This window comes from Kosakonia sp. LAM2021 (genome assembly GCF_016620385.1).
GTDB classification, from domain to species: domain Bacteria; phylum Pseudomonadota; class Gammaproteobacteria; order Enterobacterales; family Enterobacteriaceae; genus Kosakonia; species Kosakonia sacchari.
Genome location: NZ_JAENHT010000011.1, coordinates 32,751 through 48,705 on the forward strand (window position 1 = coordinate 32,751; position 15,955 = coordinate 48,705).

13 protein-coding genes and 1 pseudogene are annotated in these 15,955 nt (G+C 53.6%); 5 read left to right on the top strand and 9 right to left on the bottom strand.

From position 1 onward, the window contains the following. The first annotated feature begins 333 nt into the window (after positions 1–333). A complete protein-coding gene (locus JKP81_RS19900) occupies positions 334–1,992 on the top strand; it encodes an ATP-dependent endonuclease (RefSeq protein WP_200553083.1) in 1,659 nt (552 codons plus the stop codon). On the opposite strand, the gene JKP81_RS19905 is transcribed toward JKP81_RS19900, so the two are convergent. After that, entirely contained in the window at positions 1,989–2,945 is a 957-nt protein-coding gene (locus JKP81_RS19905; RefSeq protein ID WP_200553084.1) for a VirK/YbjX family protein, read from the bottom strand. The two genes, JKP81_RS19900 and JKP81_RS19905, sit on opposite strands and share 4 nt — an antisense overlap. A 160-nt stretch (positions 2,946–3,105) precedes the next feature. Between JKP81_RS19905 and macA the strand changes: the two genes are divergently transcribed. Both macA and macB read left to right on the top strand, forming a co-directional pair. After that, positions 3,106–4,218, top strand: a complete 1,113-nt coding sequence (gene macA / locus JKP81_RS19910) for a macrolide transporter subunit MacA (protein WP_200553085.1) — start codon at positions 3,106–3,108, stop codon at positions 4,216–4,218. Further along, the gene (macB, locus tag JKP81_RS19915) at positions 4,215–6,161 is read left to right on the top strand and encodes a macrolide ABC transporter ATP-binding protein/permease MacB (protein ID WP_200553086.1); all 1,947 of its coding nucleotides are present in this window, start codon (positions 4,215–4,217) and stop codon (positions 6,159–6,161) included. The genes macA and macB overlap by 4 nt, the downstream gene beginning before the upstream one ends. 64 nt (positions 6,162–6,225) lie before the next feature. Here macB and cspD read toward each other — a convergent pair whose 3' ends face one another. After that, positions 6,226–6,447, bottom strand: a complete 222-nt coding sequence (gene cspD, locus JKP81_RS19920; RefSeq protein WP_007374119.1) for a cold shock-like protein CspD — start codon at positions 6,445–6,447, stop codon at positions 6,226–6,228. 328 nt (positions 6,448–6,775) lie between these two features. Here cspD and clpS point away from each other — a divergent pair, with 328 nt between their 5' ends. Beyond that, positions 6,776–7,096 (top strand): ATP-dependent Clp protease adapter ClpS, encoded by a 321-nt coding sequence (gene clpS / locus JKP81_RS19925; RefSeq protein WP_017456164.1) that lies wholly within the window; start codon positions 6,776–6,778, stop codon positions 7,094–7,096. A gap of 30 nt (positions 7,097–7,126) precedes the next feature. Further along, entirely contained in the window at positions 7,127–9,418 is a 2,292-nt protein-coding gene (gene clpA / locus JKP81_RS19930) for an ATP-dependent Clp protease ATP-binding subunit ClpA (protein WP_017456165.1), read from the top strand. A gap of 67 nt (positions 9,419–9,485) precedes the next feature. Here the strand turns inward: clpA and JKP81_RS19935 are convergent. The 7 genes and pseudogenes from JKP81_RS19935 to cydD all read right to left on the bottom strand — a co-directional run. Further along, positions 9,486–10,042 (bottom strand): annotated as a pseudogene (locus tag JKP81_RS19935) (GGDEF domain-containing protein); the annotation flags it as partial. A 7-nt stretch (positions 10,043–10,049) separates the two neighbouring features. Then, entirely contained in the window at positions 10,050–10,514 is a 465-nt protein-coding gene (locus tag JKP81_RS19940; protein ID WP_200553087.1) for an RES domain-containing protein, read from the bottom strand. Continuing rightward, on the bottom strand, positions 10,511–10,954 hold the full coding sequence (locus tag JKP81_RS19945; RefSeq protein WP_017456167.1) for an antitoxin Xre/MbcA/ParS toxin-binding domain-containing protein: 444 nt from the start codon (positions 10,952–10,954) through the stop codon (positions 10,511–10,513). The genes JKP81_RS19940 and JKP81_RS19945 overlap by 4 nt, the downstream gene beginning before the upstream one ends. A gap of 156 nt (positions 10,955–11,110) precedes the next feature. Continuing rightward, positions 11,111–11,329 (bottom strand): translation initiation factor IF-1, encoded by a 219-nt coding sequence (gene infA / locus JKP81_RS19950; protein ID WP_001040187.1) that lies wholly within the window; start codon positions 11,327–11,329, stop codon positions 11,111–11,113. Positions 11,330–11,617: 288 nt separating this feature from the next. Further along, positions 11,618–12,319: a leucyl/phenylalanyl-tRNA--protein transferase gene (gene aat / locus JKP81_RS19955; RefSeq protein ID WP_200553088.1), complete on the bottom strand. Its 702-nt coding sequence runs from the start codon at positions 12,317–12,319 to the stop codon at positions 11,618–11,620. 106 nt (positions 12,320–12,425) lie between these two features. After that, positions 12,426–14,147: a cysteine/glutathione ABC transporter ATP-binding protein/permease CydC gene (gene cydC, locus JKP81_RS19960; protein WP_200553089.1), complete on the bottom strand. Its 1,722-nt coding sequence runs from the start codon at positions 14,145–14,147 to the stop codon at positions 12,426–12,428. Continuing rightward, positions 14,148–15,914 (bottom strand): cysteine/glutathione ABC transporter permease/ATP-binding protein CydD, encoded by a 1,767-nt coding sequence (gene cydD / locus JKP81_RS19965; RefSeq protein WP_200553090.1) that lies wholly within the window; start codon positions 15,912–15,914, stop codon positions 14,148–14,150. Positions 15,915–15,955 lie beyond the last annotated feature (41 nt).

The following is a 15,955-nucleotide window of genomic DNA, read 5'->3' on the forward strand; positions in this document are numbered from 1 at the left end:
CTATGTGTCAAACATCAATGGATGCGTGAATAAAAGCGTGCGTATTGTAGGGAGTAACAAAATAAAACAACCAGTTATAAAAACCAGTAAATTGATTTCATGTAGATAATAAGTTGTAAGTTATTGCTTTTTACTGGTGTGAGATTTTTACTTAACTCAATAAATAAGAAATATATGCTATTTAATGTCGTGGTTCATTTTTTAAATATAACAATGATGGAGCCATCGCATATATTTCAATGAAATATTGCACTTAGCGCGTGTTCTGCCGCTTTTCGTCCCGCTATACTCCTTCAAGAATAGACGGAAAAGCCCAGAGATGCCGGAGGAAGAATGATTCTGGAGCGCGTGGAAATTGTCGGCTTTCGTGGCATTAATCGTTTATCGCTGATGCTTGAGCAGAACAACGTGTTAATTGGGGAAAACGCCTGGGGTAAATCGAGCCTGCTGGACGCGTTAACTTTGCTGCTGTCACCGGAAACGGATCTCTACCATTTTGTCCGCGATGATTTTTGGTTTCCGCCGGGGGATCTGCAAGGACGCGAACATCATTTGCATATTATTCTGACTTTCCGTGAATCCGAACCCGGTCGCTACCGCACGCGGCGTTATCGCCCGTTGGCGGATTGCTGGGTTGCCGGAAATGACGGTTATCGTCGCTTGTTCTACCGGCACGAAGGCGAGCTTTCCGACGATGGCAGCGTAATGACGCTACGCGGTTTTCTCGATGCGCAAGGGGATTTGCTGCCGCTGGAAGACATTGATGAAAGTGCCCGACACCTGGTGCGGCTGATGCCGGTGCTCCGGCTGCGTGATGCGCGCTTTATGCGCCGCATCCGTAACGGCAGCGTGCCGGACACGCCGTTGCTGGAAAACACCGCGCGTCAGCTTGATTTCCTCTCCCACGAATTAATCTCCCGCCCGCAAAATTTAACCGACGCGCAGATACGCCACGGGCTGTCAGCGATGGTGCAATTGCTTGAGCACTATTTTGCCGAGCAGGGCAGTGGCGCTTCACATCAGCGCCTGATGCGCCGCCGCTCTCATGACGAGCAACGCAGCTGGCGCTATCTCGACATTATTAACCGCATGATCGATAAGCCCGGCGGGCGGATGTACCGGGTTATCCTGCTGGGTTTTTTCGCCACGCTGTTGCAGGCGAAAGGTTCTGTTCATCTCGACCGTGACGCGCGGCCGCTATTGCTGGTGGAAGATCCGGAAACGCGGTTGCATCCGATCATGCTCTCTGTGGCCTGGCAATTGCTGAACTTGCTGCCGTTACAAAAGATAACCACCACCAACTCCGGTGAGCTGCTGTCGTTAACACCGGTTGAACATGTTTGTCGCCTGGTGCGTGAGTCTTCGCGCGTGGCGGCCTGGCGTCTTGGCCCTGGCGGTTTAAGTGCCGAAGATGGGCGGCGCATTGCGTTTCATATTCGCGTTAACCGACCTTCTTCACTGTTTGCCCGCTGTTGGTTGCTGGTGGAAGGGGAGACGGAGAACTGGGTTATTAATGAGCTGGCGCGCCAGTGCGGCCATCATTTTGATGCCGAAGGGGTGAAAATTATTGAGTTTGCCCAGTCAGGCTTAAAGCCGCTGATTAAGTTTGCGCGCCGCATGGGTATTGAATGGCATGTGCTGGTAGATGGCGACGAAGCCGGGAAGAAGTATGCCGCCACCGTACGCAGCCTGCTCGATAACGACAGAGATCAGACGCGCGAGCATTTGACGGAGCTGCCGGCGCTGGATATGGAACACTTTATGTACCGCGAAGGGTTCGCCGATGTCTATCACCGTGTCGCGCAGTTACCGGAAAATGTGTCGATGAATATGCGGCGTGTGATTATCAAAGCAATTCACCGCTCGTCAAAACCGGATCTGGCAATTGAGGTGGCACTGGAAGCGGGCAGACGCGGCGTGGAGTCGGTGCCGCATCTGTTTCGGAAAATGTTTTCCCGCGTGCTCTGGCTGGCACGCGGACGGGCAGATTAGTTCTGGCAGTGAGCGGCAGTCTGCGCCTGCAGGCTGTCGAGCAGCTCGTAGCGGCGGCGATACTCAGAACGCTTTTTGCTGGCGATCTCTTCCATCGGTTTGCGCGGCATCACCAGCGGCAGAACAAAGTCGCCGTGCTGGTCGGCAACGGCACCCAGCGATTCCCAGAAGCTGTTGTAATCGGCATGCAGCAGCCCCTGTTTTTTCTTGCGATAACGCGCGTTGCGGTAGATATGCGTTTCATTGCTGACGGCGCGGATCTCTTCCACTTGCAGAAATTTCGCCATTGTCATAGCGGTTTCCACCAGCAGACGTTTCGGGAATAGCCCATGACACGCTTTGGTCGCTACCTGAATCGCCTCATGCGGAACATGCGCTTTTGCGCCCTGCAGCCCACCAATATAGAGCGTGGTTTTTCCGGTGAACTGGCACAAAGCAAAGGTCAGTTCCGCAAGTATGGTGTCTTGCGCGTCGCAGAATACCAGTGTCGCTTCGCCCTCTTTATCCAGCATGAAATCTGAACGCAACCGCAGCGAATAGGCCTGCTCATCTTTACCGGTTAGCACTGCAAGCGTGAGGCCGGCTTTGCTGAGATAGCTATTGATGAGTGAAGCTGGCAACAGGCGAATCATGTTTTCATAATGCCAGCAAATAGCTTGCGCCGTTTGCGTACGATTCATATTGATTGACAGCCACGGGCGGTGTAAACGGCACGGCAGCCCAGGCTGAACGTGCAGCATCTGCGCCAGGAGAGGTTGGTGGACCAGGCGTGCCAGATAGCGCGCAGTGCTGACCGGCGTGGTCAACGAACGCAGCAAAAATTTACGGCGATAAGCTGGGTTATGCCAGGCGCGGCCTGGCATTAGTTCACCGGAGATTAAACAACGAAAGAGCTGCCCGGCGGTTTTCGGCAAAGGTAGTTCGGAATGGGAGAGATCGGCAATGGTGGACATGGTGCAATCCGGAGGTAACAAGAATTAGCACATTTCAGCACAAACAAACTCAACGGCAGCTAAATGAAATATGGAGAAAATAAGAATTTTCTGTTTCGTTGGTATTTTGTTTAGTTAAAAATGATTTGATAAACCGCATGTCCGATTATCTGGGATTTTTATGAAACTGAAGGGAAAACGCAGGACGGTAATGATTGTGCTGGCAGTGGTGGTTTTACTGGCGGTATTTTGGTTGTGGGGCAAACTTAATGCCCCGGTGGTTCAGTATCAGACGCTGATTGTGCGGCCGGGTGAATTACAACAAAGCGTGCTGGCGACCGGGAAACTGGATGCGCTCCGTAAGGTTGATGTTGGTGCCCAGGTAAATGGCCAGTTAAAAACGCTGTCGGTAAATATCGGCGATAAGGTAAAGAAAGATCAGCTCCTGGGCGTAATCGACCCCGATCAGGCGGAAAACCAAATCAAGGAAGTGGATGCGACCTTAATGGAACTGCGGGCGCAGCGCCGACAGGCGCAGGCTGAACTGAAGCTGGCTCAGGTGACGTTAGCGCGCCAGCAACAACTGGTGAAAAGCAATTTGATCTCCCGTCAGGATCTGGACACCTCGGCGACGGATGTGGCGGTAAAAGAAGCGCAAATCGGTACCATTGATGCCCAGATCAAACGTAACCAGGCCACGCTGGATACCGCGAAAACCAACCTTGATTACACACGCATTCTTGCCCCGATGGCCGGTGAAGTGACGCAAATTACCACGTTGCAGGGTCAGACGGTGATTGCCGTGCAACAAGCGCCGAACATCCTGACGCTGGCTGATATGAGTACGATGCTGGTGAAAGCGCAGGTTTCCGAAGCGGATGTCATCCACCTCAAACCGGGGCAGAAAGCGTGGTTCACCGTGCTTGGCGATCCGGGAACGCGTTATGAAGGCGAACTGAAAGATATTCTGCCGACACCGGAAAAGGTCAACGATGCGATTTTTTACTATGCGCGTTTTGAAGTGCCAAACCCGGAGGGCGTGCTGCGCCTTGATATGACCGCGCAGGTACATATCCAACTCACCGGTCTGAAAAACGTGATCACCATCCCGCTGGCGGCACTTGGCGATCCGGTGGGGGACAACCGTTACAAAGTGAAGGTGCTGCGTAATGGTGAAACCCGCGAGCGCGAGGTGACGCTGGGCGCACGTAATGATACGGAAGTGGTGGTGACGAAAGGCCTGGATGCAGGTGAAGAAGTGGTGATTGGCGAGAAAAGCGGAGCGGCGCAATGACCGCATTGCTGGACCTGAATAATATCCGCCGCAGTTATCCGTCCGGCGAAGGCCAGGTCGAGGTGCTAAAAGGCATCACGCTGCGCATTAATGCCGGCGAAATGGTGGCGATTGTTGGTGCATCCGGCTCCGGTAAATCCACGCTGATGAACATTCTGGGTTGCCTGGATAAACCCACCAGCGGCACTTACCGGGTGGCGGGAACAGATGTGTCGTTGCTCAGTAGCGATCAGCTTGCGCAGCTGCGCCGCGAACATTTCGGTTTTATCTTTCAGCGTTATCATCTGCTTTCTCATTTGACGGCTGCACAGAACGTCGAAGTTCCGGCGGTATATGCGGGGACGGAACGCAAAGCACGCCTGGAGCGCGCAAAAGCATTACTGACCCGCTTAGGGCTGGGCGAGCGGGCTGATTATCAACCATCGCAGCTCTCCGGCGGCCAGCAACAGCGCGTGAGTATTGCCCGCGCGTTGATGAATGGTGGCCAGGTGATTCTGGCCGATGAACCGACCGGCGCACTCGACAGCCACTCTGGCGAAGAGGTAATGGCAATCCTGCATCAGCTGCGCGATCGCGGGCACACGGTAATCATCGTGACGCACGATCCGCAGGTAGCCGCGCAGGCTGAGCGAGTGATTGAAATTCGTGATGGCGAGATAATCAGTAATCCGCCAGCCAAAACGGAAGCCGCCGCGCCCGCAAACCATGATGCGATCATGACGCACGCCGGGGGCTGGCGGCAGTTCGCCAGCCGTTTTCAGGAAGCGCTGACCATGGCCTGGCGCGCTATGGCGGCCAACAAAATGCGCACCTTGCTGACTATGCTTGGCATTATTATCGGTATTGCTTCGGTGGTCTCCATTGTGGTGGTCGGTGATGCCGCTAAACAGTTGGTGCTGGCGGATATTCGTTCGATAGGCACTAATACTATTGATGTCTATCCCGGCAAAGATTTTGGCGATGACGAACCGCAATATCAGCAGGCGCTGAAATACGACGATCTGCAGGCGATTCAAAAACAGCCCTGGGTTAAATCTGCCACACCTGCCGTTTCACAAAACCTGCGTTTGCGCTACGGCAATATTGATGTGGCGGCGAGTGCCAATGGCGTGAGCGGGCAATATTTTAATGTGTATGGCATGACCTTCAGCGAAGGCGCCTCGTTTAATGACGAGCAACTGAAAGGCCGGGCGCAGGTGGTGGTGCTCGACAGTAACACCCGCCGTCAGTTATTCCCCAATAAAGCCAGCGTCGTCGGCGAGGTGATCCTGGTTGGCAACATGCCGGCGACGGTAATTGGCGTGGCAGAGGAAAAGCAGTCGATGTTTGGCAGCAGCAAGATCCTGCGCGTCTGGCTGCCGTATAGCACCATCTCCGGGCGTATTATGGGGCAGTCCTGGCTAAACTCTATTACGGTGCGGGTGAATGAGGGCTACAGCAGTGAACAGGCGGAACAGCAGCTCACGCGATTGCTCAGTTTGCGCCACGGTAAGAAAGATTTCTTCGTCTGGAATATGGACGGGGTCTTGAAAACGGCGGAAAAGACCACACGTACTCTTCAGCTGTTTTTGACGTTGGTAGCGGTCATTTCGTTGCTGGTTGGCGGTATCGGCGTGATGAATATTATGCTGGTGTCGGTCACCGAGCGGACGCGTGAGATTGGCATCAGGATGGCAGTTGGTGCCCGGGCGGGGGATGTTTTGTCGCAGTTTCTGATTGAGGCGGTATTTGTTTGCCTTGTCGGTGGCGCGCTCGGCGTCACGCTATCCATGCTGATTGCCTTTACCTTGCAGCTCTTTTTACCGGGCTGGGAGATTGGTTTTTCTCCGGTGGCGCTGTTAACGGCGTTTTTATGTTCGACGTTTACCGGTGTGCTGTTTGGCTGGTTGCCTGCGCGTAATGCCGCGCGGCTTGACCCGGTGGATGCGCTGGCTCGCGAGTAATAAAAATGCCAGCCGATTGGGCTGGCATTTTGACTGCGGCATGTACACAATATGATAACAGGCTTCAGGCCATGGCTTCCACTTCTACGGGCACGATGACGCTGGCGTGATTGCCTTTAGGGCCCTGGTGTACATCAAACCGGACAGTCTGCCCGGCTTTTAACGTTCTGTAACCATCCATTTGAATGGTGGAGTAATGCGCGAAGATATCTTCGCCGCCGCCTTCAGGGCAGATAAAACCAAACCCTTTGGCATTGTTGAACCACTTAACAGTACCCGTTTCCATGCTTCGACATCCTTCGTAAATCTTATTTAAGTAAGATGGAATGAACCGGTGGTAGAGCAAGCGGGCTGTTCAAAACCTCGCCAACTCTCGACTGTACAATTTAGATAATTCGTATAACGCGTCAAGCATTTGGCAGGGGTTCTGGGAGGCGGCGCATCAAAATTTTGAAGCAGTTAACGCTATTACAAAGGAATGTGACAGCCGTCGCGAATGACAACGATAGATGATTGTTATCTGACATCTGATGTAGATTGAAAATACATCTAGACTCATGTAATCGGCCGATTAAACGCTGCCGGAAACTGTAACCTAAGATGAAACGCTAACGATGGGTAAGAGTAATAGCTGGCTGGATTTCGACCAATTGGCGGAAGATAAACTGCGCGACGCGCTGAAACCGCCATCCATGTATAAAGTTATGTTAATGAACGATGATTACACGCCGATGGAATTTGTTATTGACGTGCTACAAAAGTTCTTTTCTTATGATGTAGAACGTGCAACGCAACTGATGCTTACGGTTCACTATCACGGCAGGGCCATTTGTGGTGTTTTCACCGCCGAGGTTGCCGAGACGAAAGTCGCAATGGTGAACAAGTACGCCAGGGAGAACGAGCATCCGTTGCTGTGTACGCTGGAAAGAGCCTGAATGCAGGCATAAAACTTGGGGGAGGTGCCTATGCTCAATCAAGAACTGGAACTCAGTTTAAACATGGCTTTCGCCAGAGCGCGCGAGCACCGACATGAGTTTATGACCGTCGAGCACTTGTTACTGGCGCTGCTCAGTAACCCATCTGCCCGCGAAGCGCTGGAAGCGTGTTCAGTGGACCTGGTGGCGCTGCGGCAGGAACTCGAAGCCTTCATCGAACAAACCACACCCGTTCTACCCATGAGCGAAGAGGAGCGCGACACGCAGCCGACGCTCAGCTTCCAGCGTGTTCTTCAGCGCGCGGTGTTTCACGTTCAGTCATCCGGGCGCAGCGAAGTGTCCGGCGCGAACGTGCTGGTTGCCATTTTTAGCGAGCAGGAGTCGCAAGCGGCTTATCTGCTGCGCAAACATGAAGTAAGCCGCCTTGATGTGGTGAACTTTATCTCTCACGGCACGCGTAAAGACGAGCCAGGCCCATCATCTGACGCCACTGGCAGCAGCAGTAGCGGGCAGGTGAACAGCGAAGAGCAGGCAGGAGGGGAGGAACGTATGGAAAACTTCACCACCAACCTTAATCAGCTTGCTCGTGTGGGAGGAATCGACCCGCTGATTGGCCGTGGTAAAGAGCTTGAGCGTGCGATTCAAGTTCTGTGTCGCCGTCGTAAAAACAACCCGCTGCTGGTGGGCGAATCCGGCGTAGGTAAAACTGCCATCGCCGAAGGGCTGGCGTGGCGTATTGTGCAGGGTGATGTGCCGGAAGTTATGGCTGATTGCACAATTTACTCGCTGGATATCGGTTCCTTGCTGGCCGGTACCAAATACCGTGGCGATTTCGAAAAACGCTTCAAGGCGTTGCTGAAACAACTTGAGCAGGACAATAACAGCATTCTGTTTATCGATGAGATCCATACCATCATCGGTGCAGGCGCTGCGTCTGGTGGGCAAGTGGATGCCGCAAACCTGATCAAACCGCTGCTTTCCAGCGGTAAAATCCGCGTCATGGGTTCCACCACTTATCAGGAATTCAGCAATATCTTTGAAAAAGATCGCGCACTGGCGCGTCGCTTCCAGAAAATTGATATTACTGAACCGTCCGTTGAGGAAACGGTGCAGATTATCAATGGCCTGAAACCGAAATACGAAGCGCACCACGATGTACGTTACACGGCAAAAGCGGTGCGTGCGGCGGTAGAGCTGGCGGTGAAATACATCAATGATCGCCACCTGCCGGATAAAGCGATTGATGTTATCGACGAAGCGGGCGCGCGGGCGCGTCTGATGCCGGTAAGCAAGCGCAAGAAAACCGTTAACGTGGCGGATATCGAATCGGTGGTGGCCCGTATCGCGCGTATTCCTGAGAAGAGCGTTTCTCAGAGTGACCGCGACACGCTGAAAAATCTTGGCGATCGTCTGAAAATGTTGGTGTTCGGTCAGGATAAAGCCATTGAGGCGTTAACCGAAGCCATCAAAATGAGCCGTGCAGGGCTGGGGCAGGACCATAAACCGGTCGGTTCCTTCCTGTTTGCTGGCCCAACCGGCGTGGGTAAAACCGAGGTGACAGTGCAACTGTCGAAAGCGCTGGGCATTGAGCTGCTGCGTTTTGATATGTCCGAGTATATGGAACGTCATACGGTCAGCCGCTTGATTGGTGCGCCTCCGGGCTATGTGGGCTTTGATCAGGGCGGTCTGTTGACCGATGCGGTGATCAAACATCCGCACGCGGTGCTGCTGCTTGATGAAATCGAAAAAGCGCATCCGGACGTCTTTAACCTGCTGTTGCAGGTGATGGACAACGGAACGCTGACCGATAACAACGGGCGCAAAGCTGATTTCCGCAATGTGGTGCTGGTCATGACCACGAACGCCGGGGTGCGAGAAACCGAGCGTAAATCCATTGGTCTTATCCACCAGGATAACAGCACCGATGCGATGGAAGAGATCAAAAAAATCTTTACGCCAGAGTTCCGCAACCGTCTGGACAACATTATCTGGTTCGATCACTTGTCGACTGAGGTGATCCATCAGGTGGTCGACAAATTCATTGTCGAACTCCAGGTGCAGTTGGATCAGAAAGGCGTATCGCTGGAAGTCAGCCAGGAAGCTCGCGACTGGCTGGCAGAGAAAGGATACGACCGCGCAATGGGCGCTCGCCCGATGGCGCGTGTTATCCAGGACAACCTGAAAAAACCGCTGGCCAACGAGCTTCTGTTCGGTTCGCTGGTTGATGGTGGACAGGTCACGGTAACGCTGAATAAAGAGAAAAATGAGCTGGAGTACGGCTTCCAGAGTGCGCAGAAGCACAAACCTGAAGCGGCACATTAATCTTTGCGGTTCACGTCTAAAAACCGGGTGATATCAGCCCGGTTTTTTTATGTCTGCAAAAGCAGCTTCAAATTTCTCTGGTTTCAATACGACTGCGCCCGTGGCTTTTAGCGGCATAAAGCGCACGATGAGCTTTATCAATTAAGCGTTTGTAATCCGGGTGGTAATCGAACCCGGCGACGCCGATGCTAACGGTGACTGAAACATGATGTGCCGGTGCAACTTCAATCGTCAGCGCGGTGATTTTCTGCCGTAGCGCTTCCAGAATGATCTTCGCCTGTAATAGGTCAGATTCGACCAGCAGCACCATAAACTCTTCGCCGCCGTAGCGGAAAATATAATCACTGCTGCGGAAATGATCGTAGATGACAGCGGCTACCGTTTTGAGCGTGGTATCGCGCACGCTATGCCCAAAACCGTCATTGATTCTCTTACAGTGATCAATATCCAGCATCGCCAGAATAAAGGGTTTACGCACATTCAGTGCCAGCGAGATCTCCTGGCGCATGATGGTGTGAATAAAGCGTCGGTTAAGCAGCTGCACCGGCGGATCTTTACCATTTCAAGCTCTCCCAGCGCATCGAACATCGCGGCTAGCAGGTGGTGGATTTGTCCGGTAAGCTGCCAAAAATTACGCGTTTGCCAGGCGTGGATCGAAAGAGAAAGGAAGCTCTTTTACGGTTTTTAGCAGCTTATTAAAAGCAGGATGAAGCGGGTTCAGAATCGCATTATTCTCAAGCGGAACAACGCATGACGGCAGCACCAGTGCGACGGCGCTGTTGGCTTCCAGCCAGGTGGTACCTAAATCCATTGTCGAAAGCGGTGCCGGGTTTTCCTGCCAGTCTGGCGGTAGCCATTGCTTATCCAGATGTTCAATATCCTTGTCAGGGATCTCAATACTGAACAGCCCATACTGGTTCAGAACCGTGTCGCTGTGCACATGTACCAGCATTTCGAGTGCGGCAAGTGAAACGGACGAAGCGACGTAAACCGCCGGATGACCTTTGTGATTCCAGCGCCCGCCATAAAGATTTGCACCGCTGCCTGTCCAGGCCTCGCTGGCGTAGCGGCGCGTTACCAGTCGATAGAAGATCACGCAAATACTCCGTGCTCCAGCCTGCCGAGCAGGTCGGTCACTTCCAGCGCGCCACTTTCGGTGGCAATCAGCGAAATCGGCGCTACGTTGCCAAGGCCGCGAATGGGGGTTTCCAGCCAGTCCCACGCCATCTTTTTGCTACCGAAAAACTGTACCGCAGCATCAACAACTCTGACTAAACGCGCAATGCGCTCACTTTCTTCCGGCGTGAGTGTGCGACCGGCGCTTTTGCGACGCGCAACGTTGCGTTCATTGATACCTGTGACGCGCAGAATGTCGGAGCGGGACATTTCTGTCCATTCATGAATATTGTCAAGAATGCTAACAGGCAAACCTTCGTTCAGCATCTGAACGAGCTTTAAACCTCTGTTAGCGGGGAAACCGGCAAAGCGCCAAAGCGCATTTTCGACCGGTTTTTGATCCGGACTCCAGGTTCTCATTTTTCCTCCCGTATGATGACATTTGTCAGGTTTTATTATAGACAATTGTCGTTATTGGTTAAAGTCTAATCAGGAAGGATAGGCGTAAGAAAAACAAAAGGCCGGGGGTTACCCGGCCTTCAAAATAGGTGCACTTAGCTGTGCTGATGGAAGATCTTAGCGGCTACGGAAGACAATGCGGCCTTTGCTCAGGTCGTACGGGGTCAGTTCCACAGTCACTTTATCGCCCGTCAGAATGCGGATGTAGTTTTTACGCATTTTACCGGAGATATGCGCAGTGACCACGTGACCGTTTTCCAGTTCTACGCGGAACATCGTATTAGGTAACGTTTCAAGAACGGTACCCTGCATTTCAATATTGTCTTCTTTGGCCATCTAATCCTCGGGGGTATCACTACCATAATTTTTGAACCGGCAAGATAATGCCGAAGTTCGTCTGTTAAGTAAAGATTTGCGCTGATAAAACGCAGCAAAACGACTTTTGCCAGTTACCCTCATGCCACAGCCAGGACGCGCTAAAAGCGCAACCGTAAAGGGGAGCGGTGGAGTAAAGCGAAGGGCATCCCTGATACGAACAACTCCCGGGTGGGGCGGGGCAACAGGCAAAAGCTGCTCTGAGCGTCCATTATAACACCCTGATAAAAAATGTGCCGAAAACATTCTTCAGAGCGATGAAAACAGCGTTCGGGGCACCCAGAAGTGGGAAGGAAGAGGCAGTTTGCGCATTTTCTCGAGATGTAAAAGATAATCCCGACGCGGGATCTCAATAGCGCCGAGCGAAGCAGTATGGCTGTTCAGTACCTGGCAATCAATTAACTCGCCGCCCATGCGTACAAATTCGCCACTGAAAACAAGCAATGCTGTCTTGGAGGCATTTACACGGCGACTAAACATTGATTCACCACAGAACAGCGCACCTTGCGATACGCCATACATACCACCCACCAGCTCGTTACCTTCCCACACTTCAATTGAGTGCGCATGCCCAAGCTCATGGAGACGATGATAAGCCATTACCACATCAGGCGTGATCCACGTGCCCTCATCGCGATCCTGCGAGCAGCCATCGATCACCTGGCCAAAAGCATGATTCAGCGTTACGCGATAGGGAGAGGTTTTATGAAAACGCTTCATACTGCGGCTGACATGGAATGTGTCCGGCCACAGCACGGCACGCGGATCGGGTGACCACCACAGGATTGGGTCGCCAGGCGAGAACCAGGGGAATATGCCGCGCTGGTAGGCCATCAACAGACGCGCCGGGCTGAGATCACCGCCCAGCGCCAGCAGTCCATTGGGTTCACGCAACGCCGCTTCGGGCGAAGGAAAAGCGATAGAATGACGAGAGAGCTGCACCAGGCGCATGACTTCTGTGCTCCACAACGCGACAAGGGACCCTACTTACTATCGTCATTTTGGCCGTTCCACTTTAGCGTTGCCGTTACAGAAACGGCAAAATGACGAATAGCCACTACAGACGCTGCTTAAACTGGTAGTACCGACCCTGTTTCGCCATTAACGCTGCGTGATTACCTTGCTCAATTATTTGCCCGTTGTCCATCACAATTATCCGATCGCAACGCGCCAGCCCGCGCAGACGGTGCGTGACCATCAGCAGAGTTTTGCCTTTCATCACTTCGCCCAGTAATTCAAGGATTTGGCTCTCGGTTGCGGCATCAAGACCTTCCGTCGGTTCGTCCAGAAGCACCAGCGGTGCATCATGCAATAATGCGCGAGCAATCGCCAGACGGCGTAGTTCACCACCGGAGAGCTGGCGTCCACCTTCCCCAAGCCAGGCATTTAGCCCATTATCCTCAAGCAGTTTTTCCAGCCCGACGCGGGTTAGCATCGCACTCAGTTTATCGTCATCGGCCTGTGGTGACGCCAGCAACAAGTTATCACGCAGTGTCGCGCTGAACAGGTGTACGCGCTGGGGCACCATACTGATAAGTTTGCGTAAATCAGCTTCCGCAAAGCTAGCAAGCGGCTGGTCATTGAGACGAATCTCACCTTGCTGCGGATCCCATGCGCGCGTCAGTAATTGCAATAACGTGGATTTACCGCACCCGGTTCGGCCAAGGATTGCCACATGTTCTCCGGCGGCAATCGATAAAGAAATTGAGTCCAGCGCACGCTGCGGCTGGCCGGGATAGTTAAACGTCAGGGCATCGAATTGCACGGCGACATCTGTTGGCGTGGCGACACTATTTTGCGGGAACGTCACTTCCGGCTGGCATTCCGTTACCTGCGTGATGCGTGTGGCGGAAGCAATAACCTGCCCCAGGTGCTGGAATGCACCGGTTACCGGAGCCAGCGCTTCGAAAGCCGCAAGGGCACAGAAGACAAACAGCGCAATCAATGCGCCGGGCTGCGTGTTACCACCAATATCAGCGGACGCAAACCACAGCATAACCAACACTGCCGCGCCGCTGATGAGTAGCATTACGGCTTGCGAGACGGCACTCAGATCGGACTGACGGCGCTGGGCGTCATGCCAACTAAGCTCGGTGTTTTCTAACTGAGCACGATACCGCTGGCTGGCGCCAAAAATGGTTAACTCAGCCTGGCCCTGCAACCAGCTGGTTAATTGCTGGCGATACTGCCCGCGCAAAGCAGTCAGACTTTCGCCGGTCGGTTTGCCCGCGCGGTAAAATAACGGCGGCAGGATAATTAAGGTTGCCAGCATGATACCGCCCAACATCAGCGCCAGCGGTATGTCCAGTACGCTTAAACCCAGGGTGACAACGATGATGACCACCAGTGCGCCGATCAACGGGGAGATCACGCGCAGATAAAGGTGGTCAAGCGTGTCGACATCGGCGACGACGCGGTTGAGCAATTCGCCCTGGCGAAAACGCGCCAGCCCGGCAGGGGAGAGGGGAAGCAATTTACTGAATGTCGAAACACGCAAATGTTCCAGTACGCGAAACGTCGCATCATGGCTGACCAGCCGTTCAAAATAGCGCCCGGCCGTACGAATAATCGCTGCGCCACGCACACCGGCGGCGGGCAGCATATAGTTAAAACTGTAGATGCCCGCGACGCCAATCACGGCGCACGCAGAGAGGAACCAGCCGGAGAGCGTCAACAGGCTAATGCTGGCCAGCAAAGTGATAACGGCGAGGATAACGCCGAGCATCAACATCCACTTGTGGCGCTTATACAGTGCGAGATAAGGCAGTAATGCGCGCATTTAAATCTCCTCCTGGCGATGGGCAAGGAGATCCGCAAAAATCCCCTGCGCAGCAGCGAGTTCGGCGTAGCTGCCTTGTTCCATAATCTGGCCATCCTGCATTACCCAGATAGCATCCCAGTCGGCCAGGTTTTCTAACTGATGCGTCACCATCAGGGTCGTTTGGTGGCGCGAAGCATCGGTAAGTGCCTGCATCACGCGTTGCTCACTGTGGGCATCAAGGCTGGCGGAAGGTTCGTCCAGTAGCAGCAGTTTGCAGGGAGAGAGCAGCGCACGGGCAACGGCTACGCGCTGCGCCTGACCAACAGAGAGACGTACCGCCTGATCGCCAGGCTGTGTCTCCAGCCCCTCTGGCAGCAGTGGCAGAAACTCGCTGACCCAGGCTTTATCCAGAACGGCTTGCAGCTCTGCATCGCTGGCAGTGGGGCGTGACAGCAGCACATTTTCACGCAATGTGGTGGCGGGAAGTTGCGGATTTTGCCCAACCCAGCTTATCGCTTCGCGCCAGCTATCGGGATCTAACTCGCTCAGTTCGACGCCGTTAACACGCAATGAACCTTCATAAGGCAGAAAACCAGAAAGCACATTGATCAGCGAACTCTTGCCGGAGCCGCTTCTTCCTACCACCACGACGCGCTGACCGGCAGGCAGGGAAAAGTTGAGCGGCCCGGTGAGTACTGCGCCTTCGGGGGATTTCAGCAGCAAATCACTCGCCGTTAACGTTACTGGCTCATCGGTTTTCAGCGTGATATCCCCTCGCTGCGGATGTGCGAGCGGTGCTTCCATAAATGTTTTCAGGCTATCCGCTGCGCCAATCGCCTGGGCTTTAGCGTGATAAAAGGTACCGAGATCGCGCAGCGGCTGGAAGAACTCGGGCGCCAAAATTAGCGCGAGAAAACCGGCGAACAAAGTTACACCAGCCCCGTAGTGACCAAAATTCAGCTCGCCAAGATAGGAGAAACCGAAATAGACCGCCACCAATGCAATCGATAACGAGGTGAAGAACTCCAGCACACCGGAAGACAAGAAGGCCATGCGCAGTACTTCCATGGTTCGGCTGCGAAAATCCTGCGAGGCTTGACGAATATTTTCTGTTTCCGCCGCGCCCCGGCCAAAAATGCGCAATGTTTCCATCCCACGTAAGCGGTCAAGGAAATGACCGCTCAGGCGCGCCAGCGCTTTAAAGTTACGGCGGTTGGCGTCCGCCGCGCCCATACCAACCATTGCCATAAAGAGCGGAATTAACGGAGCTGTACCCAGCAATATGAGCGCTGCTGCCCAGTTAATTGGGAACAGGGTGATAACAATCAGCAGCGGTACGCTCGCCGCCAGCGCCATTTGCGGCAAGTAGCGGGCATAGAAATCATGCATATCATCGATTTGCTCAAGTATCAGCGTGGCCCAGCTTCCGGCGGGTTTCCCCTGAATCCACGCCGGGCCGGCCTGATGCAGGCGATCAAGAACCTGACGACGGATTTCGAAGCGAATATGCGCACCTGCATGGAAACCGATACGTTCTCGCAGCCAGATCACCCAACTGCGCAGGATAAAAATCAGGACCAGCAAGATGAACGGCAGTAACAGGGCTTCGCGCGGGATATTCTCCACAATCATATGGTTCAGGATACGCGCCATAATCCAGGCTTGCGCGACGATCAGTACGCCGCTGACCACGCCGAGCAGGCGGGAGAGCGTCAGCCAGCGACGGGAAATAATACTTTGCTGTTTTAACCAGCGGGTCAGTTCTTGTTGACGGGTTTTATTCATTGCGCGCTTTGCAGGTGAAGTTATCGGATTTTTGAGCTGGC

Bases quoted from the DNA above. Each gene is read 5' to 3' on its own strand.
- JKP81_RS19905 (WP_200553084.1), bottom strand. From the start codon at position 2,945: ATGTCCACCATTGCCGATCTCTCCCATTCCGAACTACCTTTGCCGAAA.
- cydC (WP_200553089.1), bottom strand. From the start codon at position 14,147: ATGCGCGCATTACTGCCTTATCTCGCACTGTATAAGCGCCACAAGTGG.
- cspD (WP_007374119.1), bottom strand. From the start codon at position 6,447: ATGGAAACGGGTACTGTTAAGTGGTTCAACAATGCCAAAGGGTTTGGT.
- macB (WP_200553086.1), top strand. From the start codon at position 4,215: ATGACCGCATTGCTGGACCTGAATAATATCCGCCGCAGTTATCCGTCC.
- cydD (WP_200553090.1), bottom strand. From the start codon at position 15,914: ATGAATAAAACCCGTCAACAAGAACTGACCCGCTGGTTAAAACAGCAA.
- clpA (WP_017456165.1), top strand. From the start codon at position 7,127: ATGCTCAATCAAGAACTGGAACTCAGTTTAAACATGGCTTTCGCCAGA.
- aat (WP_200553088.1), bottom strand. From the start codon at position 12,319: ATGCGCCTGGTGCAGCTCTCTCGTCATTCTATCGCTTTTCCTTCGCCC.
- infA (WP_001040187.1), bottom strand. From the start codon at position 11,329: ATGGCCAAAGAAGACAATATTGAAATGCAGGGTACCGTTCTTGAAACG.
- JKP81_RS19945 (WP_017456167.1), bottom strand. From the start codon at position 10,954: ATGAGAACCTGGAGTCCGGATCAAAAACCGGTCGAAAATGCGCTTTGG.
- macA (WP_200553085.1), top strand. From the start codon at position 3,106: ATGAAACTGAAGGGAAAACGCAGGACGGTAATGATTGTGCTGGCAGTG.
- clpS (WP_017456164.1), top strand. From the start codon at position 6,776: ATGGGTAAGAGTAATAGCTGGCTGGATTTCGACCAATTGGCGGAAGAT.
- JKP81_RS19900 (WP_200553083.1), top strand. From the start codon at position 334: ATGATTCTGGAGCGCGTGGAAATTGTCGGCTTTCGTGGCATTAATCGT.